The following is a 23,644-nucleotide window of genomic DNA, read 5'->3' as shown; positions in this document are numbered from 1 at the left end:
GACGACCCCCAGGTCGTGCTCGACAGCGAGCTCGGGCGTGCTCGGCACGGCCGGGTGGGCATGGGTCGAGAGCCGTTCCTGACGACGACGGGCGACGACGCGGGCGACGGTCCCGACCTGCGAGCTAGTGGCCGAACGCCTCGAGGATCGGGGTGTCGCCGGACGTGAACCGCACGAACCGGCCCACGGCGCTGTCGCTGTGCAGCGCCTGCGCCACGACCATCGCGACGTCCGCGCGGGACACCTCGAGCCCGGGGCCGCCCTCGATCTCCTCGTCCTCGGCCAGGACGTGGATCGCGCCCGTCGGTGGGTCGTCGCTCAGCGTGCCCGGCCCGAGGACGGTCCACTCGAGATCGCTCGCGCGCAGGTGGTCGTCGGCCGCGAGCTTGGCCTCGGCGTACGGGTAGAACGCGGACTCGGGGTCGACGCCGTGCTCGGCGACGGAACCGATCCACGACACCATGACGAACCGCGGCACGCCGGCCGCGGCTGCGGCGTCGATCGTCCGGATCGCCGCGTCGCGGTCGACCGCGTACGTGCGCTCGGGGCTCCCACCGCCGGCACCGGCGGACCACACGACGGCGTCCGAGCCCCGGACCGCCTCGGCGATCTCGTCGGTCGAGGCGGCCCCGACGTCGAGCAGCAGCGGCTGCGCGCCCAGCTCCTCGACGAGCGTCGGCTGCCCCTCCTTGCGCACGATCCCGAGGACGGTGTCGCCGTGCTCGGCCAGGATCGGTATCAGCACGCGCCCGACCTTGCCGTGGGCTCCGACCAGGGCGATCTTCATCGTGCTCTCCTTCGCGTGCGGCAGGGGTACGACCTCACCGTCGCGTACCCGCACCCGGTACGCCAGTCGTGGGTGGCGACGACGGGCTCAGCGGCAGCCGCGCGAGCTCCGCGCGGCGACGAGAGTGACCGTGACGGAGCTCCGCACCAGCTCCCCGGCCGCGGGCTCCTGTCCGCAGACCACCCAGCCGCGGTCCGGTCCGGTCACGCCGCGCCCGTGGCGCGCGTCCACGACCGCGACGTCCCCAGCCCCCAGCCCGACCAGCTCTGCGCGTGCGTGCGCGAGGTCGGTGTCGGCCAGCGCGGGTGCCAGGAACGCGGGCTCGATCTCCACCTGCACGCGGACTCCGTCGCCATCACCCGGGTCGTCGCCATCACCCGGGTCCGGCACGTCCGTCGTCGGGTCCCCTGCCCCGGGGGGAGCGTCCGGCTCGGCCGGGGTGCTCGGGTCGGACGGTGCGGTGGTCGGTGGCGGCGGCGGAGCCGCGTCCGGGACGCCCGGTCTGCACGCCGACAGCAGCACCACCATCGCCACCGTCGTCATCGGCAGCACGCCACGTCGCGCACCACGAAAAGCACTTGCACGTACCACGACGCGCCCCCCAGCTGTCGCCCCCCTGCACCTGCCTCGCGGCAGGTCTGTCCCCCTGAGGGTAGGCGATGGAGCGCACCCCGTACACCGGGAGACGATCGTCCGAGGTCAGGGGCCGGTGGTGGTCTTCCGCTTCGGGGGGCGCATGGTCGGCACGTCGCCGACGATGGGGATGGGCCGGCGGTGGAAGGGGAAGCCGTAGCGCGTGACGAGTCCGGCGAGCGTCGTGAGCCGGTTGCGCGGGCCGATGAGGCCCATGATGTGGACGAACAGCCACGCGAGCCACGCCACCCCGCGGGTGAGCCGCACCCGGCCGACGACCTCCGCGATGGCTGCCCGGCGCCCGATCACCGCCATGGTTCCCTTGTCGAAGTAGTGCAGGGCCGTCGTCGGGCGTCCCTCGACGAGCGCGAGGATGTTGTGCGCGACCTGCTTGCCGCCCTGGATCGCGGGCTGCGCGAGCTGAGGGAGGTCGGCGGGGGAGACCGCGATGTCGCCGACCGCGAACTCGCCGGGCAGGCCCTCGACCTGCAGGTCGGCCCCGACGACGACGCGACCACCCTCGCCGCGCGGCAGCCCCCAGTCGTCGACCTCCTCGTGCGGGCTCACGCCCGTGGACCAGACGGTCAGGTCGGAGCGGATGCGGGTGCCGTCGGTGAGGACGACGGCGTCGGGCAGGACCTCGGCGACGCCCGCCCCCAGGTGGAGACCGACGCCGCGGCGCTGGAGCTCGTCCGCGGCGTACTGACGCAGCGACGGGTGGAACGCCTTGAGCACCTCCCCGCCGCGCTGGACGAGCTTGACCTCGAACGCGTCGCCGTGGATCTCGGGGTAGGCGGGCCGCAGTCCCGCGGTGCGCAGCTCCGCGAGGGCGCCGGCGACCTCGACCCCGGTCGCGCCACCGCCCACGACGACGACCCGCAGCCCCTCGTCGGTCCCCGGCGTGGCCGCCGCCTTCTCGAGCCGGACGAACAGCGTGTCGCGGATCTTCATCGCCTGCGACCGCGAGTACATGGGGAACGAGTTCTCCTTGGCACCCGGGGTGCCGAAGAAGTTCACCGTCACGCCGTTGGCGAGGACCAGGTAGTCGTAGTCGACCAGCTCGTCGTTGAGCAGGCGGATCCGCCGGTTGTCGTGGTCGATCCCGACCAGGTGCTCGTGCACGACCCGCACGTTCTTCTGCCGGAGCCGGATACCGCGCAGGAAGTAGGTGACGTCGCCGGGGTTCAGGCCCCCGGTGGCCACCTGGTAGAGCAACGGCTGGAACGTGTTGTAGACGCGGCGGTCCACGAGCGTGATCCGCACGGGCGCCTTGGCGAGCTCCTTGACGGTCGCGAGGCCGGCGAAGCCGCCGCCCACGACGACGACGTGGGGCAGGTCGGTGGTGTCGGTGCGGGGCACACCGCCAGGTTACGGGGGTGGTCGGCGCCTGCGCGCGGTCAGGCGGGGTACCAGCGCCCGCCCCAGCGCCGCGTCAGGCGCCCGCCGGACGTCGCGGCCAGGTGCCGCACCCCGGTCTCGACCGCGTCGGCGACGCCGTGGGCGGCCTCGTCACCGTCCGCGACGAACCGCACGGTCACGCGGGCCTCGCCGCGCACGACGCCGACGTCGTACGCCTCCACGGTCGCGACGGCGCGGGCCGCGTCCGCGGCAGCGGGCAGCACGGACTCCGGCTCGACGCCGAGATGCAGCAGACCGACGGTCAGCGTCACACGGTAGGACGGCACGGGCTCAGCGCTCGCGACGTTCCACGTCGTCGTTCTCCAGCAGGTCCTGGCGCACCACGCGGCGCAGCACCTTGCCGATCTGCGAGCGCGGGAGCTCGGGCACGACGGCGAGCGCGTGCGGCAGCGCGTAGCGTGCGAGCCGGCGCTCGCCCCACTCGCGCACGGCGGCGAGGTCGACGCGCGGCGGTGCGGGTGCGCCGTCGGTGTCGTCGAGCACGACGACGGCCGCGACCTGCTCGTCCGAGCCCGTGCCGGGGAGCCCGACGACCGCCACGTCCCGTACTCCCGGCATCGCCCGGAGCTGGTCCTCGACCTGCGACGGGTACACCTTGAAGCCGCCGACGACGATCATCTCCTTGATGCGGTCGACGAGCGTCACGACCCCGGCGTCCGGTCCGTCGAGCGCGACCTGCACGACGTCGCCCGTGCGGAGCCAGCCGTCGTCGAGCAGCTGGCCCGCGGTCTCCTCGGGCCGGTTCCAGTACCCGCGGAACACCTGCGGACCACGCACGAGGAGCTCGCCGCGGACCACCGGGAAACCGTCCGCCGACGCGTCCGGCCCGGCGGGTTCGGTGTCGCGGAGGTCGTCGGCGTCGAGGGCGTCGGTGTCGACGACACGGATCTCCGTGCTCGGGAACGGGAGCCCGAGGGTCCCGGGGCGGCGGTCGTCGGAGCAGGGGTTGCCGAGCGCGATGGGCGACGTCTCCGTCATCCCGTAGCCCTCGATGAGCAGCCCGCCGGTGGCGGCCTCCCAACGGCTCGCGGTCTCGGCGGTGATCGGCATCGCTCCGGCGAACGCGAGCCGGACCGAGCTGAGGTCGGCCCGTCGCCGGGCGTGGCCCCCGTCGACGCCGTCGGCGCCGTCCGGTCGGTCGGCACCGTCGGCGGTGCCATCGTCGGTGCCGGAGCCCGCGGCGTCGAGGATGCGGTCGAACATGGGCGCGACGCCCGGCAGGAACGTCGCGGGCCGGCGTGCCTGCGCGGCGACGAACGCCTGCGGGTCGAACCTCGGGAACGTGACGAGCGTCGCCCCGATGTGCGCCGGCAGGGTCAGGCAGAACATCAGCCCGAACGCGTGGAAGAACGGCAGCACCCCGTAGACGGTCTCGGCGCCCTCGGTGAAACCGGCCCACGCCTGTCCCTGCACGACGTTCGCGACGAGGTTGCGGTGCGTGAGCGTCGCGCCCTTGGGCGTGCCGGTCGTGCCGCCCGTGTACTGGACGAGCGCGACGTCGTCGGGCCCCGGGTGGGGCAGCGACGCCGGCAGGCGCCGCGCGCGGCGCACGAGCGCGTGCCAGTCGGGCACGCCGGGCGGGACCGGTCCGCGCAGCGCGTCGCGCTGGGCGCGGGCGCGCGCGACGGGCAGCCGCAGCGCGAGCCGGGACGAGCGCGGCAGGTCGCGTGCGACGTCGAGCGCGACGACGGCGCGCAGCGCGGGCCCGCGCGCCTCGAGGACCGCCGGCACGGCCTTGGTCCACACGACCGCGACGCTCGCGCCGGAGTCGGCGAGCTGGTGCGCGAGCTCGTCGGCGGTGTAGGTGGGGTTGTGCTCGACGACGACCGCGCCCAGGCGCTGCGCGGCGTAGAACGCGACCACGTGGGACGTGCAGTTCGGCAGGACGAGGGCGACCCGGTCGCCGTGGCGTACCCCGAGGTCGTGCAGCGCCCCGGCCGCACGTTCGACTTCTGCGGCCAGCTCGGCGTACGTCGTGGCCGCGCCGAAGAAGTCGACGGCGGCGCGGGCGGGCCAGCGGCTCGCGGCGCGGAACAGGGCCGCGGTCACGGGCTCGTCGGGAATCTCGACGGTCGTCGGGACGCCGGGGGCGTACCGCTCGGTCCAGGGCCTGCTCGCGAGCGCGTTCACCCCGCAACCGTAACCTACGGTTGCGTAGGTTGTGTGTCGTGCCAGGTCACGCAGTCGACGTCCCGGCGGCCCGGGACAGCACCGCGACGAGGAAGTCGGCGCCGTCGTCGAACGGGCGCAGGTCCCACGTCGCGAGCGCGACGTCGACCCGCAGCCCCGCGGTCCCGACGTCGGCGAAGAACGCGTCGAACGCGTAGCCGCGGCCGGCCCCGAACCCGACGACGGCGCGACCGCCGGCGGTGAGGTGCGCGCGCAGGCGTCGCAGCACCTCGACCTCCGTGCCGGCGGCCAGGAAGGTCATGACGTTCCCCGCGCACACGATCGCGTCGAACGGCTCCGCGACCCCGTCGGCGACGAGGTCGAGCTCGGCCAGGTCGCCCACGCGCCAGTCCGCCCCGGGGTGGTCCTGCCGCGCGGCGTCGACCAGGACGGGATCCACGTCGACCCCGACCACGACGTGCCCGCGCGCCGCGAGCTCCGCACCGACACGCCCCGGGCCGCACCCGGCGTCGAGCACCCGCGAGCCGCGGGGGAGCATCGCGTCGACCAGACGTGCCTCTCCCGCGAGGTCGGCCCCGTCGGCGGCGAGCCCGCGCATGCGGTCGCGGTACCAGGTCGAGTGCGAGGGATCGGCGGCGACCTTCTGCTCCCACCGGGAGGGACGTACGGTGCTCATCCCCCGACGCTACGTCGTCGAGCACGACCTGAGGGTCGTCACCGGACGCGTGGCGACCCTCAGGTCGTGCTCGACGGCGGCGCGGAGCGCCGGGGTGGGGGTGGGGGTGGCGCGACGAGTGGGTGGGGTGAGGGGTGACCTTCTGGGGGTGGGCTGCCAGACTCGGGGGATGAGCAGCGCCGCACCCGTACCCGTGACCGAGCTGGCGTCGTCCGCCCCGACCGGCGAGCTCGTGGCGGTGTGCCGGGTGCACGCGCTGCTGCCCGACGCGGGCGCGGTCGGGGTCACGGCCATCGACAAGCGACCGGTCGACGGGCCCGTGAAGGTGCGGCGCCTCGGCCTGTACGCGGACGTCCAGGCCGACCGGGCGCACCACGGCGGCGAGGACCAGGCGGTGTACGCCTACGGCGAGGACGACGCCGAGTGGTGGGCCGGCGAGCTCGGGCACGACGTGCCCCCGGGGCTGTTCGGCGAGAACCTGCGAGTGCGGGGCGTGCCGGTCAGCGGTGCCGTCGTCGGCGAGCGCTGGAGCGTGGGGTCCGCGCTGCTCGAGGTGACGCAGCCGCGCACCCCGTGCGCGACGTTCGGGCGCCGGGTCGAGGAGGAGCGCTGGGTCGTGCGGTTCACGGCCGCGAACCGGACCGGGACCTACCTGCGCGTCGTCCGGCGCGGCGAGGTCCGTGCCGGCGACGCCGTCACGGTCTGCTACCGCCCCGAGCACGGCGTGACGATCGCGGACTGGTTCGCGGCGTGGAACGGTCGCGGCGAAGCCCCCGACCGCGCGGCCGACCTCGCCCGGCGTCTCCTCGCGGCCCACCTCGACGGCGGGACGACGCTCAGCGACGAGCTGCGGGAGCGCGCCGAGATCGCCGCGGGTCAGCGCCTGGAAGACTGAGCGGGCCGAGCGGGTCGAGCGGACCGAGCGGGCTGAGCGGACCGACCCGCTCAGCGCTCGGCGCGCGGGATCCGGGGTGCGTGTCGACCGCGCGGGGGCTCGCGGGGCGGCCACTCGCCGTCGTCGGACCCGTCGTCCGCCGAGAACAGCAGGTCGTGCAGGTGCACCTGCACGTTCTCGACGTCGGGCACGTCGTGCAGGACGAGGCCCGGCTTCTCGGAGGCGTCGGAGATGACCAGCGTCCCGCAGCCGAAGACCCGGTCGATCGGGCCCTTCTCGTAGTTGACGTCGTTGATCCGGTACAGCGGGATGTCGCGGCCCGTGCGCGTGATGATCCCGGAGCGCATCGAGATGCGCTTGTTCGTCACGGTGTACTCGGTGGTGCGCCAGCGCAGCCACGGGACGAACACCCAGACGATCGCGGCGAGCGCGGCGATCCCCGCGACCACCCACCGGACGACGGCGTCCGGCACGAGCACGACGGCCGCCGCCACCGCGACGACGAGCACGACGAGCAGGGCGATCGGCCAGAAGAGCGCCTTCGCGTGCTCCTTGAGCTCCATGACGACGTGCTCACCGTCGGTGAGGTGCTTCTCGCTCAGTCCCATGGGGAGAATGGTGCCACCGCCGGGCCCTGCGGCGGGAGACGCGTCCGCGGTCGGCTCAGCGACCCGGGGGCAGGTTCCAGCCCTCGACCGTGCGCAGCCCGTGCCCGTACCCGAGCAGGCTGATCGCCGCGGTGCCGAGCTCGAACCGCGCACCCAGGTGCGGGTCGAGCCCGAGCCACTGGGTCACGAGCACGCGCAGCAGGTGCCCGTGTGCGACGAGGACGACGTCCTCGCCCTCCTGCAGCGTGGGCTCGACGCGTGCCAGGACGCGTGCCGCACGGGCCGCGACCTCCTCGACCTCCTCGCCGCGGCGCTCGTCTGCGGACGGCACGACGTTCACCCCGTCGCGGAACACGAGCCACTCGCGTCCCAGCTCGGCCGAGATCTCGGCGGTCGTACGACCCTCGGCAGGGCCGTAGTCCCACTCCACGAGGTCGGCGTCCGTCGGCGCGTCGGCGAAGCCGGCGAGCGCCGCCGTACGGCGCGCGCGTCGCAGCGGGCTCGACAGGACCGTGGCGGGCCCCCGCCCCCGCTCGTCCGCCCACCGCTGGATCCACACGCCTGCGGCGACGGCCTGCTGCTCGCCGGCCGCGGTCAGGTCGATGTCCGTCGTCCCCGTGTGCTGCCCGCTGGCGCTCCACTCCGTCTCGCCGTGGCGCAGCAGCACCATCTGGGGGTCGAGCTCGTCGTGGGTGCTCACGGTCGGCCTTCCTGGTCGGGGTCTGCTGCCAGCATGGCCCGACGGCGCGCGGACCGCTCGCGGGGGCGCGAGCGGGTGTGGGTGGTCGGTCGTACCGTCCTGTGCGACGGCAGGACGACGACGTGGCGAAGGAGCAGCTCGTGGTGCATCAGGCGGAGGACGGCTCGACCGTCTACGGCAGCCCGGAGTTCGACTGGTCGGTCCTCCAGGTCCCGACCGCGCTCGCGGTGGTCCGGGGGCAGCTCGGGTTCTCGTGGCTCGAGCTCGCGGACCGGCTCGCGACCGTGACGCAGGACGAGCTCGAGTGGGAACCCGGGCCGGGCGCGCTGCGCGTGGTGCGGCGGGGCACAGAGCGCACGCCACGCACGCTCGGTCCGGGCGAGTGGGTCATGGAGTGGCCCGAGGGGGCCGACTCGCCGCAGCCCCGCACCATCGCGTGGCTGGTCGCCCACCTCACCGAGGCGTATCTCGAACGCTGGGAGTGGACGTTCGGCGCGCACGAGCGCCGCCGGGACTCGGTCGAGTTCTCGGGCGAGGTCGGGCCGGCCGTCGCCGGCCTGCGGCACGAGGTGGACCGGTGGCGCGTCGGGGTCGACGCCCTCGGTGACGACGAGGCCTTCACCGTGGGGCTCAGCCAGGCGACGCCGATCGACGCGCAGTCGCCGTTCGTGCACCTCGTGGCCCACATGAACCGCGAGCTCGTCCACCACGGTGCCGAGATCATGGTCCTGCAGGACCTCTACCGCGCCACGCACGTCACACCGTCGCCGGGGAATCGATGAGCACACCTGCTGGTTGAACGGTCCATGACCGAACCTGCTCCCACGACCGTCAAGGTCGACATCTGGTCCGACGTCGCGTGCCCCTGGTGCTACGTCGGCAAGCGCCGCCTCGAGACGGCGCTGGGCCGCCTCGCCGAGACCGGCACGGGTCCGCGCGTCGAGATCGAGTACCACTCCTTCGAGCTCTCCCCGGACACGCCCGTCGACTTCGAGGGCAGCGCGGTCGACTTCCTCGCCGGGCACAAGGGGATGCCGCACGATCAGGTCGAGCAGATGCTGGGCCAGATGACGACGCTCGCCGCCGCGGAGGGTCTCGCGTTCGACTTCGACGCGGTCCACCAGACGAAGACGCTCACGGCGCACGAGCTGCTCCACCACGCGAAGGCGCACGGCAAGCAGCTCGAGATGAAGGAGCGACTGCTCAAGGCGTACTTCGAGGACGGGCGCCACGTCGGTCGCGCCGACGAGCTCGCCGACCTCGCCGCCGAGGTGGGGCTCGACCGGGACGAGGTCGCGGCGGCGCTCGCGGACCACCGGTACGCCGACGCCGTCCAGGCGGACATCGACCAGGCCCGCGCCTACGGCATCAACGGTGTCCCGTTCTTCGTCGTCGACGGCCGGTACGGGATCTCGGGCGCACAGGACCCGGCGGTGTTCGTCCAGGCCATCGAGCAGGCCGCCGCCGAGGTCGCTGCCGCCTGAGCGACGCATCTCACAGCGCGGCCGACCCCGACCGGGTCGCCGTGCGACGCAGTACCACCGAGACTGGGCGAACACCCGGTGAGGTCCCACGAGGAGGTCCGGATGACCGACATGACGGCAAACGTCTTCCACTCGACCGCGAACCCGCGACGGACGACGCTGATCAGCGTCTCTGCCGCGGAGGCAGCGGCCCCTCAGCGCGAGGCCGCCGCCGGCCTCACGATGGTCGGCGGCGACGCCGGCACGTGCGCCGACGGGACCTGCGCGCTGCCCGACTGAGCACGACGCGGGCCGCGAGAGGCCGACGGTGACGGCGCGGTGCCCGGACGGTCTCCGGGTGCCGGTCCGTCAGCCTGCGCGGTGGTCCTGGATCGACAGGCGCGGTCCGCGACGCGGCGGTCGTGCGCGGCCGGAGACCTCGAGCAGCCGGACGACGCGGTAGCGGTGCGGGGCGTAGGGGGCGAGCAGCTCGAGCATGCGCTCGTCGTCGGCCCGTTCGCCCTCCAACGCCCAGCCGACGGCCTTCGCGAGGTGGAAGTCGCCCACGGACACCGCGTCGGCGTCGCCGAGCGCGCGCTGCGCGACCTCGGCAGCCGTCCACACGCCCACGCCCGGCACGACCTGCAACCGAGCGTGCGCGGCCGCGGCGCCGTGCGTGTCGAGCACGGCCGGGCACTCCTCGAGCCGGCGGGCGACCCGAGCGGCGGCCGTGACGGTGCGCGCTCGGCCGGGGTCCACCCCGGCCCGGTGCCAGTCCCACACGGGGATCGAGGCCCAGGTCGCGGCGTCAGGCACGACGAGCATCCCGGCCGGTCCGGCCGGCCCCGGTGCGACCTCGCCGTGCCGACGCAGGAGCCACGCCCACGAGCGCCAGGCGGCGACGGCCTGGACGCGCTGCTCGAGGATCGCCGGGACGAGCGCCTCCATGACGCGGCCCGTGCGCGGCACGCGCAGCCCGGGCGTTCGGCGGTGCGCGTCGCGCAGGAGGGCCGGCGGGGCGAACCCGGTCGCGTCGTCGTGCTCGCCCAGGAGCCCGGGGAGCGAGTCCAGGGCCTCGTCCGCGCCCGCTCCCCACGCCTGCCCGACGACGTCGCGCGGCCCGGTCTGCAACAGGCGGCAGGTCACCGGGCCCGACGCCATGCGGCTCGTGCGCCAGACGTCGCCCGTTGGCGTGCGGCGGAACGTCGGGTCGTACGGGCCGCGCGCGAGGCGGTCGAGGGTCAGGTGCAGGTCGAGCGGGCGGTCGGAGACGACGCGCCCCACGCGCGGCTCGTCGGCACGGTGCCCCGGCCCGGGGCCGGCGAGCGAGACGCTCGGGATCGAGCTCGGCAGGACGGTCACGGACCCATGGTCCCACCCGTGTCCCACACCACTCAGCGGGCCGCGGGACCTCGCGCGAGCTGCGCGGCCAGGCCGGCACGGTCGACCTGGATCCAGTACTCGACCACGCGGTCGGCCGCGACGCGGTAGACGCAGCTCGCGACCTCGACGACCTCGCGCCCGGTCGGCGCGATCCCGTCCACGTCCCCGAGGTGGCGACCGCGCTGCGTCCAGCGGACGTAGACCCGGTCGTCGTCCGCGAGGAGCTCGTCGACCGTCAGCGAGAAGTGCCCGTACGCCGTGACCATCGCCCCGACGTGCTCGGCGTACTCGGCGGGCGTCCGCTCGACGGTCGTCGGCGCGTGGGACGTGACCTGGTGCGCGCGCACGAGCGGAGCCATGAACTCACCGGCTCGACCGGGTTCGCGGCCGGACCGTACGACGTCGAAGAAATCGCGGACCAGGGCGCTGGGGGAGCGTGTCGTCACGTGCCCCAGGATGCCCCAGGCGTGCCCTCAGTCGAAGAGCGTGTCCATGTCCCAGGCAGGGTCTGCCGCGGACATCCGCGCGGAGGACACCGCCGGCGCGGGCGCGCGACCGGCCGCGCCGTGGCCGAGCTCCGGGACGAGGGTGCCGTCGAGGTGCCCGCGCCCCGCGGCCCAGTCCTGGGCGGCGAGGCCCGCGAGCTGGTCGGCCCGCTCGTTGAACTCGTTGCCGACGTGCCCGCGCACCCACCGGAAGCGCACCGGTCCCGGGCGCTCGTCGATGGCGCGGTCGATGGCCTGGACGAGCTCGAGATTCTTCACCGGCTGTCCGCCGACCGTGCGCCACCCCTTGCGCTTCCAGCCCACGACCCACTCCGACGCGCTCTTGATCGCGTACTGCGAGTCCGACTCGATGAGCAGCGGGTCCGTGCCCGGGTGCGAGCGGACCGCCTGCAGCAGCGCGGTGAGCTCGGCGACCTGGTTGGTCCCGCTCTCGGCGCCGCCGGAGTCGAACGTGCCGTCGTGGTTGATCCACGCCCACCCGATCGCTCCGCCCGGGTTGCGCAGGCACGAGCCGTCGGTGCTGACAGTGATCACAGTGCTCCTCGCTCCACGGTGCTCTCTCGGTCACTCCTCGCGGTTCATTGTCCACCACCGCGGGGACGCGCCGTCCGGCGGTCCACAGGGCCCGGCGCACCACCCGGACACGGCACCGCCGGCGTGCCGCCGCGACGGTGCGCGTCGGGGGCGCCTCAGGGTAGGACCGGGGGGATACCCCATGGTGCACGGCCGGCAGAAGCAGCAACCTGGATCCCATGGTCGACGGGATCGCAGGGCTCTGGGGGCAGGTCGAGGCGTGGTTGCTGGCGCTCGTGGACTCGGCGTGGGCGCTGCCCACGCTCTTCGCCACGACGGCCGCCGACGGGTTCTTCCCGCCCGTGCCGGGGGAGACGGTGATCGTGACGCTGGCCGTGGCCGCACAGGAGGGCGGCGGCGTCGCCTGGTCGCTCGTGCTCCTCGTGGCCGCGCTCGGGGCGTGGTGCGGGGACCAGCTCGCGTACTCCCTCGGCCGCGCGCTCGGTACGCGCTCGTTGCCGGTCCTGCGCGGCGCCCGGGGTCGGCGCACCGTCGCCTGGGCGGCCCGGGCTCTCGACCGCAGGGGGTCCTCGGTCGTGCTCGGCGCCCGGTTCGTGCCGGTGGGGCGTACCGCCGTCAACGTCACGGCCGGCGCCGTCGGGTTCTCACGACGACGGTTCATGGGGGTCTCGGCCGTCGCGTCCGTCGTCTGGGCGGGATGGTCGGTCGCGCTCGGCATGCTCGCCGCGCGGTGGCTCGGCGACCAGCCGCTGCTGGCGGTCGCCGTCGGCGTCGTGGCGGGGATCCTGCTCGGCTTCGTGGTCGACCGCGCGGCGTCGTGGTGGAGCGGCCGCCGGGACGCCGTCGCCCGCCGGCGACCGCTCGCGGTCGAGCCGCGTCCCTCGGACGTCGAGGACGGGCCGACGGCTCCGACGCCGCTCGTCGGGTGTGCCGCCGGACCGGGATGAACCAGCGCCGCCGCGGCTCGTGGCCGACGACGGCGGGACGAGGACGAGCAGGGACGACCCGGACCGGGTGCGGCAGAATGGTCGGGTGGCCCAGCGAACCCAGGTGACCGTGACGGACGACCTCGACGGCGCGGAAGGTGCCAAGACCTACCGCTTCGCGTGGCAGGACGCGCGGTACGAGATCGACCTCAGCGACGAGCACCGCGACGACTTCCTGCGCGCCCTGCAGCCCTACATCGACGCGAGCCGGCGGGTGGGCCGGGGCAGCCGCGCGTCGGGCGGCCCCGGCCGGTGACCCGGAAGGGTCAGGAGACGCCGAGCAGGTCGATGACGAACACGAGGGTCTTGCCGGACAGGCGGTGCCCGCCTCCGGCGGGACCGTAGGCGAGCTCCGGCGGCACGACGAGCTTGCGACGCCCGCCCACCTGCATGCCGGGGATGCCCTGCTGCCAGCCCGCGACGAGGCTGCGCAGCGGGAAGTTGATCGACTGCCCGCGGTTCCACGAGGCGTCGAACTCCTCGCCGGTCTCGTACTCCACGCCGAGGTAGTGCACGTCGACCGTCGAGTCGGGCGTCGCGGCCGGGCCGTCACCCACGGTGATGTCCTCGACGACGAGCTCGGTGGGGGCCGGACCCTCGGGCGGGTCGACCTCGGGGCGTTCCAGTTGTGTGCTCATGCCTCGATCCAATCACGCGGGGGACCCGGACCGCAGGTCGCGGGCATGCCGGGCACGGCAGTTCGCCCGTGCGAAACACCGGCGGCACGTTTTTCGCGATCATGGACCCATGCCCCGACCCGAACCACGAGACGTCCGCCGGTGGCGCCGCTACCTCGCGGACGAGCGCGCCGAGGCCGCCGCCTACCGCGACCTCGCGAGCCGCCGCACCGGCGAGGAGCGCGAGATCCTGCTCGCCCTGGCTGCGGCGGAGCGCCGTCACGAGCAGCACTGGCTCGACCTGCTGGGGGACGAGGTCGGCATGCCCCTGCGGGGGGCCTGGCGGACCCGGTCGCTCGGCTGGCTCGCGCGCCGCTTCGGCGGGGTCTTCGTCCTCGCGCTCGCACAGCGCGCCGAGGCACGGTCCAGCTACGACACGGACGACGACGCGACCGCGACCATGGCGGCCGACGAGCGGATCCACGAGGAGGTCGTTCGCGGGCTGGCGACGCGCGGACGCAACCGCATGTCCGGCACCTTCCGTGCCGCGGTGTTCGGCGCGAACGACGGTCTCGTGTCCAACCTCGCGCTCATCCTCGGGATCGGGGCGTCGGGTGCCTCGAACGCCACGGTCCTGCTGTCCGGGCTGGCCGGCCTCCTCGCCGGGGCCCTGTCGATGGGGGCGGGCGAGTACGTGTCGGTGCGCTCGCAGCGAGAGCTGCTGGACGCGTCGACCCCGAGCCCGCAGGCGTCCGCGGCACTGCCGGACCTCGACGTCGACGCGAACGAGCTCGCGCTCGTCTACCGGGCGCGCGGCATGTCCGCCGACGAGGCCGAGGGGCACGCGGCGGAGGTCCTGCGCACCTACAGCGCCACCACCGAGATCGCGCCCGCGCCCAGCGACGACGAGCACGAGACGCACGGGACCGCGATGGGTGCCGCGGTCTCATCGTTCTTCTTCTTCGCCTCCGGCGCGCTGATCCCGGTGCTGCCGTACCTGCTCGGGTCGAGCGGGTTCCCCGCGGTGGCCCTCGCGGCCGCCCTCGTCGGGATCGCGCTCCTCGCGACCGGCGCGACCGTCGGCCTCCTGTCCGGGACCTCGCCCTTGTCGCGTGCGCTGCGGCAGATCGCGATCGGGTACGGCGCGGCTGCCGCCACGTACGTCCTCGGTCTGGTGTTCGGAGCAACGGTCGGGTGAAATCCGGTCGCGTCGGGTGGTGATAACCCGCACGATGTGCCTACGTTGGGACGGCACCGGTCCGACGACGGGCCGGGTGTCCAGCACACGCACCGACTCAGGGGAACGGTCATGGCCGGCACGCAGGAAGCGCAGGGCAGGCGCCACGGCGTCCGCCGCTGGCTGCTGCGCGGGCTCATGACCAGCGGCGGGCTGGGTCTGGGCGTCGCCCTCGGCATCGCGACCGCCGGTGGCGCGACCGCCGCGGAGCACGACCCTCTGGGTCTCGGCACGGCGCTCGAGCCCGTCACCTCCACCGTCGAGACCGTGGTCGACCCGCTCGTGGAGCACGTGGTCGCGCCGGTCACCGACGAGGTCGTGAAGCCGGTCGTCGAGGAGGTCGTGAAGCCCGTCGAGAAGGTCACCGAACCGGTCGCGAAGGTCGCGGAACCCGTCGAGAAGGTCGCGGAACCCGTCCGCACGGCCACCGAACCGGCCGCGCCGGTGGTGGAGCAGGTCGTCGAGCCGGTCGCCCCCGTGGTCGAGAAGGTCGCCGAGCCGGTCGCCCCCGTGGTGGAGCAGGTCGTCGAGCCCGTCGCGCCGGCCGTCGACGAGGTGGTCGAGCCCGTCGCCGACGTCGTTCGCCCGGTGACCGAAGCGGTCGCGCCGGTGACGACCCCGGTGGCGGACTCCGTCGCCCCGTCGCTCACACCGGTCGTCGGTGCCGTGGCGTCGATCGTCAACCCCGTCCTCGAGGCGGCGGCCCCCGCCCTCACGCCCGTCACCGACCCCGTGCTCGACCTCGTGGCGCCCGTCGTCGACTCCCTCGCGCCCGTCACCGATCCCTTCGTGGGTCCCGTGATCGCGCCTCTCACCCCGCTCGAGCCGCTCGCCCCCGTGCTGCCGACGGCGCCCGGTGCGGACGGATCCGGTTCAGCCGGCCCGGACGCGGTCGCCGACGGCCCTGCGGACAGTGTCCCGGCGAGCCCTCCGGACGGCCCTGTGCGCGAGCTCGTCCCACCGGAGCAGGGCTCCTCGGCGTCCGCACCGCAGGACGGCCCTGCGGTCGTCGACGCGGTCCGCACGGCGAGCCCCCAGCGAGGGGTCCCCTCGCGCCTCGACGTGGCCGCCGCGCCGGCGCAGGACACCCCGTCGTCCGCCGTCGGGTCGCACGAGACCGGCGGGCCGGCCCGTGCCCCCGCGAACGACGCACCCGCCACGTCCCCCGGGTCCTCCGGCAACGTCGGCCAGCGTGCGGGCTCGGGAGACCACCCCGCCGTCGGGCCCGACGCCCTGTCCGCCCCGGTGCGGACGTGGCTGGTCGCGGGCGGCGACGCCCGCGCGGAGCTGTCCGGCACCTTCTTCGACGTCCCCGTCTCTCCTGCCTGAGGCGGTCGCCCCGCGCCCTCGGACGCGGCACGCGACCCGGCGCCGATGCGCCACCTCACCTCAGACAGGAAGAGAACTCATCATGCATACCTTCGTTCGGCGCGCGCTGAGGACAGCGCTCGTCACAGGCGGCCTCGTGGTCGTCGGGGCCGCAGGGGCCCACGCAGCCGAGGGCGACGGCCTCGGCGATCCCGGACTCGACGTCGCGGTCGACGCTCAGCTGAGCGACGTCGCCGAGGTCCTGCCCGACGTGTCCGTCGACGTCCCGGTGGACCTGTCGGTCGACGTGTCCGACGTCGCGGTCGGCGTCCTCGGCGACGCGACCGTGGAGGAGCCGACGCAGCCCGAGCCGGCCCCCGAGCCCGAGCCGGCCCCCGAGCCGGAGCCGGAGCCCGCGCCCGAGTCGCCGGCCGAGCCGGCGGACGTGGACGTGGACGTGCCGGTCACGGTGCCGGTGGACGTGTCCGACGTCGCGGTGGGTGTCCTGGGGGACGCGGCCGTGGAGGAGTCGGTGCAGCCCGCGCCGGCCCCCGAGCCCGCCCCCGAGCCGGAGCCGGAGCCCGCGCCCGAGTCGCCGGCCGAGCCGGCGGACGTGGACGTGGACGTGCCGGTCACGGTGCCGGTCGACGTGTCCGACGTCGCGGTGGGCGTCCTGGGGGACGCGACCGTGGACGGGTCGGGGGCCCCGGCGCCCGAGCCGGTCGCGCCCGCCGAGCCCGCGGACGCCGGTTCGGCCGACCTCGACGTGGACGTGCCGGTCACGGTGCCGGTCGACGTCTCGTGCATCGGAGCAGGGATCCTCGGCGACGCGGCCGTGAGCTGCGGAAGCACGACGGGAACAGGCGACGACGGCGCCCCGACCGGCGGTCCGAGCAGCCCGGTGGACACCGACGGCGATCTCCTCGACGGACTCCTCGGTGACGACGGGCTCCTGGACGACGACGGGCTCGTGGACGACGACGGACTCCTCGACGGGCTGCTCGGCGACGAGGGGCTGCTGGGCGACGGAGGTCTGCTCGGTGAGGACGGGATCCTGGGCGACGGAGGTCTGCTCGGTGAGGACGGGATCCTGGGTGACGACCTGCTCGGGTCGCTGCCCGACGTGGACGTGGACCTGCCTGTGACGGTTCCCGTCGACGTCTCGTGCATCGGGGTGGGAGTGCTGGGTGACGTGAGCGCGGACTGCGCGAACGCCGCTGCCGACCCGGACCCGACGGACCCGACGGACCCCACGGACCCGACGGACCCCACGGATCCCACGGACCCGACGGACCCCACGGATCCCACGGACCCGACGGACCCCACGGATCCCACCGACCCGACGAACCCGGCGGACCCCTCGGGCCCGACGGGCACCACGGGGTCGACCGGTGACTCGGTGGTCCGGGTCTCCTACCCGGTGACGGACATGGCGTCGTCGTCGGGCCTGCGTTCGGCGCAGGGGACCTGGGTGGCCGCCGAGGGGCCCTCCACCCTCGCGACGACCGGTACGTCTGGTGATGTGGGTCTGCTCGTGATGGCCGGCCTGCTCACGGCGCTCGGTCTGGCGATGCGCGGGCTGCGTCGTCGTCGTCCGGGCATGGCGGACCGCGACGCGTACGCCCGGATGCTCGGGCACGGTCGGTCGTAACAGGTTCCGGGCGGCGTCGCGCACCTCGCGCGGCGCCGTCCGGGCGTGGCCGCCGACCCGCCCGAAGGGTCAGACGTCGCGCACGTCCGGCGTGCGCGTCCGCGCGAGGATCTCGTCCACGAGCTCCTCGGGCGGCTGTGCGACGTCGAGGACGAACCCGCGCTCGTCGTCGTCCAGCGGTTCGAGCGCGGCGAGCTGGGACGCCAGGAGCGACGCGGGCATGAAGTGGCCCGTGCGACGTCCCATGCGGGACGAGAGGAGCTCCGGCTCGCCGTCGAGGTGGACGAACCACACGTCGCCCCGCGCCGTGCGCAGCAGGTCGCGATAGCTGCGCTTGAGCGCGGAACAGGTCACGACGGCCGACCGCCCGGCGTCCGCCTCGCTGCTCAGGCGGTCGCGGACCGACTCGAGCCATGGCTGGCGCTCGGCGTCGGTCAACGGTGTGCCGGACCGCATCGTGCGCACGTTCGTCGCGGTGTGGAGCGCGTCCGCCTCGGTGCACGTGGTGTGCAGGCGGGCCGCGAGCAGCCCCGCGACCGTCGACTTCCCCGATCCGGACACGCCCATGACGACGACGTGCTCCGGCGTCGTGCCGGGGGCGCGTGCGTCGTCGGTGCGGTCCATGGGGTCCCTGTCGTCGGGTGCGGCAGCGTGCGTGCGCATCGCACTCTACGGCTGTCGTTGAGCAGCGACGGAGCCCGCCACGTGCGGCAGACGGTCCCGGTCAGGCGACCGCGAAGACGAGCGCCGCGATCGCGAAGCCCATGACGCCGATCGCGGTCTCCATGACGGTCCAGGTGCGCAGCGTGGTCTTGACGTCCATCTCGAAGAACCGGCCGACGAGCCAGAACCCCGAGTCGTTGACGTGGCTGAGCACGACCGACCCGGCGGCCACGGCGACCACGATCGCGGCGAGCTCGACCGAGCTGAAACCACCGGCGGCGACGGCGGGAGCGATGAGGCCGGCCGCCGTGGTGAGCGCGACGGTCGCGGAGCCCTGGGCCACCCGGAGGATCGCGGCGATGAGGAACCCGGCGACGATCACCGGGAGCCCGAGGTCGCCGAGCACGTCGGCGAGCGCGTCCCCGATACCCGTCGCGCGCAGTACGCCGCCGAACATGCCGCCCGCACCGGTGATGAGGATGACGGAGCAGACGGGGCCGAGAGCGGAGTCGAGGGTCTTCTCCAGCGCCGTCCCGCTGAGCCCGCGGCGGCGACCCAGGACCCACGACGCCACCAGGACGGTGATGAGCAGCGCGATGGGCGTGGCACCGACGGCTCGGAGCGCCTGCACCGCCGGGTTGTCCCGGTCGACCGTGCCCGCTGCGCCCAGCGCGTCGAGCCCCGTGTTGGCGAAGATCAGCACGAGCGGCAGCAGGAGGATGAGCACCACGGTGCTGAACTTCGGCGGGTTCTGGATCTGCTCCTCGTCCGCCGTGCCGAGGATGCTCGGGATGGGCAGCGTGATGCGCTTGCCGACGTAGCGGCTGAAGAGGTAGGCCGTGACGTACCAGGTGGGGATCGCGGCGACGAGGCCGAGCGCGATGACGATGCCGATGTTGGCGCCGAGGAACTCCGTGGCCGCGACGGGACCCGGGTGGGGTGGGACGAAGATGTGCATGACGGAGAACGCGCCCGCGACGGGCAGGCCGTAGAGCAGCAACGAGCCGCCGAGCTTGCGACCGACGGAGAAGACGATCGGGAGCATGACGACGAGGCCCGCGTCGAAGAAGATCGGGAACCCGAAGATGAGGGACGCGATGCCGAGGGCGAGCGGCGCCCGCTTCTCGCCGAACTTCCCGATCAGGTAGTCGGCCATGACCTGCGCGCCGCCGCTCGTCTCGACGAGGCGGCCCAGCATGGCGCCGAGCGCGACGAGGAGCGCCACGGTCGCGAGGGTCGAGCCGAAGCTGGTCGTGAGCACCTCGACGATCGAGCCCGTCGGGATGCCCGCCACGAGCGCGGTCAGCAGGCTGACGAGGATCAGTGCGAGGAACGCGTGCAGCTTGAGCCTGATGATCAGGAACAGCAGGACCGCGATGGCGCCCGCGGCGATCGCGAGCAGGGGTCCGGCGGTCAGGGTCTGGGTCCAGTCCTCGGGGGGCATGGTGTCTCCGTCGACGTCGTGGTCAGGGGTCTGGTGTGTCGGGTCTTGGTGCGTCCGCGCGGCGTCGGTGCATCCGCGGCGTCAGCGCGTCCGGGGGGCGACCTGCAGGTTCGTGCGGTCGCGGATCTCGTCCGCCAGGTCCAGGGGCGTGGCCGAGACGTCGAGCGTGAACCCCCGCTCGTCGTCGGCGAGGGGCTCGAGCGTCGCGAGCTGCGACGGCAGCAGGGACGTCGGCATGAAGTGGCCGCTGCGATGCTCCATGCGCTCGCCGAGGAGCTCGCGCGATCCGTCGAGGTGGACGAAGCAGACGCTCCCGTGAGCCGTCCGCAGCAGGTCGCGGTAGGAGCGCTTCAGCGCCGAGCACGTCACGACGCCGGACCGTCCGGCGTCGGCCTCGCTGCTGAGCCAGTCGCGGATGGCCTCGAGCCATGGCCAGCGGTCGTCGTCGGTGAGCGGGGTCCCCGCGCTCATCTTGTCGATGTTGGCCTGCGGGTGGAACTGGTCCGCCTCGGCGTAGGTGGTGTGGAGGCGCTCCGCGACCAGCGTCGCGATCGTCGTCTTGCCGGAGCCTGCCACGCCCATCACGACGAGATGCTCGGGCAGCGCTTCGGGGGCGTCGGGCGCGTCGGGTGCGCTCGCGGTGGAGCTGACGTCGGTGTCCATGTCGTCGACTTCCGTGTCGTTCGGTCTCGGATGCTCCACCATGACGCATTGATAGCACCATTGGCAAGCGATTGATCACACCAATCCTCGGCACTAGGCTCGCCGACATGGCGACGACGGCCCTGCACACCACCGTGCTCGACACCATCGGCCGACGCATCACGAGTGGTGACGTCCCCGCCGGCACCTCGCTCACGCTCGAGTCGATCGGCACCGAGTTCGGGGTCTCGCGGACCGTCGCGCGCGAGGTCATGCGCCTGCTCGAGTGGCTCGGGCTCGTACGCTCCGGGAGGCGCGTCGGGATCGTCGTGCTCGGTGCCGACGAGTGGAACGTGCTGGACGCGCGCGTCATCCGATGGCGGCTCGAAGGCCCTGGTCGCGACGCCCAGCTGCGGACGCTGACCGAGCTGCGGCACGCCGTCGAACCCCTCGCCGCCGCCGGAGCCGCTCGCAACGCGTCCGACGCCGCGCGGGCGTCGCTCGTCGAGACCGCGACGCGCATGCGGGTGCTCGGCGAGGCAGGGGACCTCGAGGAGTTCCTGCGGCTCGACATCCGCATGCACGAGCTGCTGCTGCGCGAGAGCGGCAACGAGATGTTCGGGGCGCTCGCGGGCGTCGTCGCCGCCGTCCTGTCGGGACGCACCCACCTCGGCCTCATGCCGGCATCGCCCGTCCCAGAGGCGCTGGACCAGCACGAGGCCGTCGCGCGCGCCGTCGCGGACGCAGACCCCGAGGCCGCAGAGGCAGCGATGTCCTCGATCGTGGGCGAGGTGCGACGAGCGCTCCCCGCCGATACGTGACCGTGCGCCGTCCCGGTCAGGCGGGTCGGACCGCTGGGTGCCGCTGTCCGCGAGCGGTCCCGATCACTGCGAGGGGAGCCTGTCGAGCAGCGCGTCGATCTCCGAGGCGGTAGGTGACGTCGCCGGTCCCCGACGAGTGACCGCCAAGGCTGCGGCCGCGTTGGCCCGGCGGACGGCGACGTCCAGGCCGAGCCCGCCTGCGATCGCTGCGCACAGCACGCCCGTGTGTGCATCGCCTGCACCGTTGGTGTCCACTGCCCGGACTGCTGGTACCGGGACGGCCCGCACCGCGTCGTCGGCCACGGCCACGAGCGTGTCCGCGCCGCCTCTGCGCAGCACGACCGTGCAACGGAGCGAGAGGGCGACGGCTGCCGTGAGCTCGGAACCGGAACCGGGGATGTCGAGCATGCGGGCGAGCTCTGTGGCCTCGTCCTCGTTGGACGTCCAGACGTCGGCGCGCTGCGCGACGGCGCGCACGACGTCGGCGGGCACCTGCCCGATGACGGGTGACGGGTCGACCACGAGAGTGACCGACGACGGCAGGTCGGGAAGCCACGTGAGCAGTGCCTCGCGACTCCTGGCGTGCAGCAGCGAGTACCCGCTGACATAGACGACGTCCTCGGGCCCGACGTCGGCGGCCCGGTAGTCCTCGATCGTGACCTGGCCCTCTGCGCCCAGCGTCGACACGAACGTGCGCTCGGCCTCGCCGTCGACGATCGCGACGCAGAAGCCGGAGTCCATCGTCGTGCCCACCGGCGCGACGGCAGCGATGCCTTCCGCGGCCATCGCCTCGCGGCACATGTCGCCGAACGGTCCGGTGCCGTGACCGCCCGCATAGACCACGGTCGCTCCGTCCCGGGAGGCGGCGGACATGGTGTTGAAGCCACCACCCACGGCGAACCGGTGTGCCGAGGCGAAGACATCTCCTCCGGCGGTCGGGAGCCTGTCGACCTCCATGACGAGATCGACGATCGCCTGACCGGTGTGCACCACCTTGGGCATCAGCGATCCCCCTCGTGCGCCGGGCGACGATCCGTCCCGGAGGTGTCGGGCGTACCGGCGCGGCCGGCACGCGCGCCACCGAGGACGGCGTAGAAGACTGCGGCGAGGACGCCCGTGACCGCCCATCCCAGACCGTTGTGACCCAGCCACGAGTCGTGCAGCGCGCCCGTGAACCACGGGACGTCACCGGGCTGGATCTGCAGGAACAGCGCGCCCACGACGATCGCGGCCGCCCACGACCCGAAGGCCCGCCAGGCGATACCGCGGGTGTACCAGTAGCCCGAGCGGCGGCTCAGGTCCAGCAACGCGTCCGCGTCGTAGGTGCGGCGGCCGATCATGTCGACCAGGAACACGCCGACCCACGCGATGATCGGGACCGCGAGCAGCGAGATGAACGTGATGAACGGGCCGTAGAAGTCGTCGGCGATGAGCAGGAAGCACAGCGAGGCGGTCGTGGTGATCACGACGTCGACCACGACGGCGTAGACCCGCTCGAGCCGGACGCCGAGGGTGAGGGTCGTGAGGCCGGCCGAGTAGACCGAGAGGTGGTTCGAGAGCAGCAGGCCTGCGAACGAGACGATCAGGTAGACGATGGCCACGCCGGTCGGCAGCGTGTCGCGGATCGCGTCGAGAGGGTTGGGCGACTCGAGCACCCTCGAGCTCGACGTGCCGAGCATCGAGCCCATCGAGATCATGATGACGAGCGGGATCCCCGCGCCGGCCGACGCGGAGGCGATCAGGCGCCCCGCCGTCGCCGAGGGGGACTGGTACCGCGCCATGTCGGCGCCCGAGTTCGCCCAGCCGATCCCGGTTCCTGCCGCGATCGTCCCGATGCCCGTGATGACGACCGCGGTCGACGCGCCACGGGCCTGGAGCACGGCAGACCAGTCGATGTTCACGACGAGGAAGCCGATGACGACGAGGTTGATCGCGCCGAAGATCCAGGTCGACCACTTCTGCACCACGAGGATGGCGGCGTGCCCGAGGCCCGAGACCGCGACCGTGCAGGCGACGAACAGGACGACACCGATGATCGTCAGCACCGGGACCTGCTTCGCCGCAGCCCCGGTGCCGAAGGCGATGGAGCAGATGGTGACGAAGGCGAGCGCGGCGGTCGAGGTGTTGACCGTCTCCCACCCGAGCCGCGAGCACAACGAGACGATCGTCGGTCCGATGTTCCCCCGGACACCGAACGTCGCCCGGGAGAGCGTCAGGCTCGGCGCACCACCGCGACGACCCGCGATCGAGATCACGCCGACGACGGCGAACGACCCGAACGCGCCGAGCACCGCGGCGATCACCGCCTGCCACACGGACAGCCCGCTCGCGACGAGAGCGACACCGAGCGGTAGGCCCAGCACCGAGATGTTCGCGGCGAACCAGACCCAGAAGAGCTGCATCGGGTTTCCGGTGCGCTCGTCGACGGGCACCGGTTCGATGCCGCGCTGCTCGACGGCGGCGAGAGCCCTCTGCGTGGGCGCGGCCGCGACAGGCGCCGGAGTCCCTGGCGTGAGTGTGGACATCGTCGTCTCCTTGGTC

The 23,644-nt window shown here is 73.8% G+C and carries 27 protein-coding genes; 10 read left to right on the top strand and 17 right to left on the bottom strand.

All coding sequences use genetic code 11. The features are described from left to right. Window positions 1-124: 124 nt before the first annotated feature. The 6 genes from IF651_RS12765 to IF651_RS12740 form a co-directional block, all read right to left on the bottom strand. A complete protein-coding gene (locus IF651_RS12765) occupies window positions 125-787 on the bottom strand; it encodes an SDR family oxidoreductase (protein ID WP_191829509.1) in 663 nt (220 codons plus the stop codon). Between the two features lie 87 nt (window positions 788-874). Continuing rightward, window positions 875-1,330, bottom strand: a complete 456-nt coding sequence (locus IF651_RS12760) for a hypothetical protein (protein WP_191829508.1) — start codon at window positions 1,328-1,330, stop codon at window positions 875-877. A gap of 156 nt (window positions 1,331-1,486) precedes the next feature. Then, window positions 1,487-2,779 (bottom strand): NAD(P)/FAD-dependent oxidoreductase, encoded by a 1,293-nt coding sequence (locus IF651_RS12755; RefSeq protein WP_338403941.1) that lies wholly within the window; start codon window positions 2,777-2,779, stop codon window positions 1,487-1,489. 38 nt (window positions 2,780-2,817) lie between these two features. Next, window positions 2,818-3,105, bottom strand: coding sequence for a hypothetical protein (locus IF651_RS12750; RefSeq protein WP_191829507.1), 288 nt, complete (start codon window positions 3,103-3,105; stop codon window positions 2,818-2,820). Between the two features lie 4 nt (window positions 3,106-3,109). After that, window positions 3,110-4,969: an AMP-binding protein gene (locus IF651_RS12745; RefSeq protein WP_191829506.1), complete on the bottom strand. Its 1,860-nt coding sequence runs from the start codon at window positions 4,967-4,969 to the stop codon at window positions 3,110-3,112. A 46-nt stretch (window positions 4,970-5,015) separates the two neighbouring features. Continuing rightward, the gene (locus IF651_RS12740) at window positions 5,016-5,645 is read right to left on the bottom strand and encodes a class I SAM-dependent methyltransferase (RefSeq protein WP_191829505.1); all 630 of its coding nucleotides are present in this window, start codon (window positions 5,643-5,645) and stop codon (window positions 5,016-5,018) included. A gap of 169 nt (window positions 5,646-5,814) precedes the next feature. Between IF651_RS12740 and IF651_RS12735 the strand changes: the two genes are divergently transcribed. Next, window positions 5,815-6,540 carry an MOSC domain-containing protein gene (locus tag IF651_RS12735; protein ID WP_191829504.1) on the top strand — a complete coding sequence of 242 codons (726 nt, stop codon included), beginning with the start codon at window positions 5,815-5,817 and terminating at the stop codon, window positions 6,538-6,540. A gap of 50 nt (window positions 6,541-6,590) precedes the next feature. Here IF651_RS12735 and IF651_RS12730 read toward each other — a convergent pair whose 3' ends face one another. Both IF651_RS12730 and IF651_RS12725 read right to left on the bottom strand, forming a co-directional pair. Further along, window positions 6,591-7,148, bottom strand: a complete 558-nt coding sequence (locus IF651_RS12730; RefSeq protein WP_191829503.1) for a PH domain-containing protein — start codon at window positions 7,146-7,148, stop codon at window positions 6,591-6,593. A gap of 55 nt (window positions 7,149-7,203) precedes the next feature. Beyond that, entirely contained in the window at window positions 7,204-7,848 is a 645-nt protein-coding gene (locus IF651_RS12725) for a histidine phosphatase family protein (RefSeq protein WP_338403940.1), read from the bottom strand. A 122-nt stretch (window positions 7,849-7,970) separates the two neighbouring features. Between IF651_RS12725 and IF651_RS12720 the strand changes: the two genes are divergently transcribed. The 3 genes from IF651_RS12720 to IF651_RS12710 all read left to right on the top strand — a co-directional run bounded on the left by IF651_RS12720 (window position 7,971) and on the right by IF651_RS12710 (window position 9,611). Continuing rightward, the gene (locus tag IF651_RS12720) at window positions 7,971-8,630 is read left to right on the top strand and encodes a DinB family protein (RefSeq protein WP_206715317.1); all 660 of its coding nucleotides are present in this window, start codon (window positions 7,971-7,973) and stop codon (window positions 8,628-8,630) included. A gap of 24 nt (window positions 8,631-8,654) precedes the next feature. Continuing rightward, entirely contained in the window at window positions 8,655-9,332 is a 678-nt protein-coding gene (locus IF651_RS12715) for a DsbA family oxidoreductase (RefSeq protein WP_191829502.1), read from the top strand. A 102-nt stretch (window positions 9,333-9,434) separates the two neighbouring features. Further along, window positions 9,435-9,611 (top strand): hypothetical protein, encoded by a 177-nt coding sequence (locus tag IF651_RS12710; RefSeq protein WP_191829501.1) that lies wholly within the window; start codon window positions 9,435-9,437, stop codon window positions 9,609-9,611. Between the two features lie 69 nt (window positions 9,612-9,680). On the opposite strand, the gene IF651_RS12705 is transcribed toward IF651_RS12710, so the two are convergent. The 3 genes from IF651_RS12705 to IF651_RS12695 are packed head-to-tail and all read right to left on the bottom strand — an operon-like array spanning window position 9,681 to window position 11,734. Then, window positions 9,681-10,673 (bottom strand): DNA-3-methyladenine glycosylase family protein, encoded by a 993-nt coding sequence (locus IF651_RS12705; RefSeq protein ID WP_338403939.1) that lies wholly within the window; start codon window positions 10,671-10,673, stop codon window positions 9,681-9,683. 32 nt (window positions 10,674-10,705) lie between these two features. Continuing rightward, window positions 10,706-11,140 carry an ester cyclase gene (locus tag IF651_RS12700; RefSeq protein ID WP_191829500.1) on the bottom strand — a complete coding sequence of 145 codons (435 nt, stop codon included), beginning with the start codon at window positions 11,138-11,140 and terminating at the stop codon, window positions 10,706-10,708. Between the two features lie 27 nt (window positions 11,141-11,167). Next, window positions 11,168-11,734, bottom strand: coding sequence for a ribonuclease HI (locus IF651_RS12695; RefSeq protein ID WP_191829499.1), 567 nt, complete (start codon window positions 11,732-11,734; stop codon window positions 11,168-11,170). 218 nt (window positions 11,735-11,952) lie between these two features. Between IF651_RS12695 and IF651_RS12690 the strand changes: the two genes are divergently transcribed. Together IF651_RS12690 and IF651_RS12685 are read left to right on the top strand one after the other, a co-directional pair. Further along, the gene (locus tag IF651_RS12690) at window positions 11,953-12,681 is read left to right on the top strand and encodes a DedA family protein (protein WP_191829498.1); all 729 of its coding nucleotides are present in this window, start codon (window positions 11,953-11,955) and stop codon (window positions 12,679-12,681) included. Window positions 12,682-12,766: 85 nt separating this feature from the next. Beyond that, entirely contained in the window at window positions 12,767-12,976 is a 210-nt protein-coding gene (locus tag IF651_RS12685) for an Lsr2 dimerization domain-containing protein (protein ID WP_191829497.1), read from the top strand. 10 nt (window positions 12,977-12,986) lie between these two features. Here the strand turns inward: IF651_RS12685 and IF651_RS12680 are convergent, their stop codons facing one another. Then, on the bottom strand, window positions 12,987-13,358 hold the full coding sequence (locus IF651_RS12680) for an FKBP-type peptidyl-prolyl cis-trans isomerase (protein WP_191829496.1): 372 nt from the start codon (window positions 13,356-13,358) through the stop codon (window positions 12,987-12,989). Window positions 13,359-13,467: 109 nt separating this feature from the next. On the opposite strand from IF651_RS12680, the gene IF651_RS12675 reads away from it, so the two are divergent. The 3 genes from IF651_RS12675 (at window position 13,468) to IF651_RS12665 (ending at window position 17,533) form a co-directional block, all read left to right on the top strand. Then, window positions 13,468-14,535, top strand: a complete 1,068-nt coding sequence (locus IF651_RS12675) for a VIT1/CCC1 transporter family protein (RefSeq protein ID WP_241744410.1) — start codon at window positions 13,468-13,470, stop codon at window positions 14,533-14,535. Between the two features lie 111 nt (window positions 14,536-14,646). After that, complete coding sequence (locus tag IF651_RS12670; RefSeq protein ID WP_191829494.1) at window positions 14,647-15,903, top strand: hypothetical protein; 1,257 nt, start codon at window positions 14,647-14,649, stop codon at window positions 15,901-15,903. 82 nt (window positions 15,904-15,985) lie between these two features. Beyond that, window positions 15,986-17,533: a hypothetical protein gene (locus IF651_RS12665; RefSeq protein WP_191829493.1), complete on the top strand. Its 1,548-nt coding sequence runs from the start codon at window positions 15,986-15,988 to the stop codon at window positions 17,531-17,533. A gap of 69 nt (window positions 17,534-17,602) precedes the next feature. Here the strand turns inward: IF651_RS12665 and IF651_RS12660 are convergent, their stop codons facing one another. From IF651_RS12660 to IF651_RS12650, 3 genes are all read right to left on the bottom strand, one after another. Continuing rightward, the gene (locus tag IF651_RS12660; protein ID WP_206715314.1) at window positions 17,603-18,157 is read right to left on the bottom strand and encodes a gluconokinase; all 555 of its coding nucleotides are present in this window, start codon (window positions 18,155-18,157) and stop codon (window positions 17,603-17,605) included. Between the two features lie 100 nt (window positions 18,158-18,257). After that, on the bottom strand, window positions 18,258-19,640 hold the full coding sequence (locus IF651_RS12655; RefSeq protein WP_191829492.1) for a GntP family permease: 1,383 nt from the start codon (window positions 19,638-19,640) through the stop codon (window positions 18,258-18,260). Window positions 19,641-19,721: 81 nt separating this feature from the next. Beyond that, the gene (locus IF651_RS12650; RefSeq protein ID WP_191829491.1) at window positions 19,722-20,303 is read right to left on the bottom strand and encodes a gluconokinase; all 582 of its coding nucleotides are present in this window, start codon (window positions 20,301-20,303) and stop codon (window positions 19,722-19,724) included. Between the two features lie 107 nt (window positions 20,304-20,410). On the opposite strand from IF651_RS12650, the gene IF651_RS12645 reads away from it, so the two are divergent. Beyond that, the gene (locus tag IF651_RS12645; protein WP_191829490.1) at window positions 20,411-21,103 is read left to right on the top strand and encodes a FadR/GntR family transcriptional regulator; all 693 of its coding nucleotides are present in this window, start codon (window positions 20,411-20,413) and stop codon (window positions 21,101-21,103) included. A 63-nt stretch (window positions 21,104-21,166) separates the two neighbouring features. On the opposite strand, the gene IF651_RS12640 is transcribed toward IF651_RS12645, so the two are convergent. Further along, window positions 21,167-22,105 carry a PfkB family carbohydrate kinase gene (locus IF651_RS12640; RefSeq protein ID WP_191829489.1) on the bottom strand — a complete coding sequence of 313 codons (939 nt, stop codon included), beginning with the start codon at window positions 22,103-22,105 and terminating at the stop codon, window positions 21,167-21,169. Then, window positions 22,105-23,628: a purine-cytosine permease family protein gene (locus IF651_RS12635; RefSeq protein WP_191829488.1), complete on the bottom strand. Its 1,524-nt coding sequence runs from the start codon at window positions 23,626-23,628 to the stop codon at window positions 22,105-22,107. Before IF651_RS12635 ends, IF651_RS12640 begins: the two co-directional genes overlap by 1 nt. Window positions 23,629-23,644: the final 16 nt, after the last annotated feature.

The sequence above is a fragment of the Cellulosimicrobium arenosum genome (assembly GCF_014837295.1).
In the GTDB taxonomy this organism is placed as follows: domain Bacteria; phylum Actinomycetota; class Actinomycetes; order Actinomycetales; family Cellulomonadaceae; genus Cellulosimicrobium; species Cellulosimicrobium arenosum.
The sequence above is the reverse complement of the archived record's forward strand: the minus strand, read 5'-3'. Positions and strand labels throughout refer to the sequence as shown.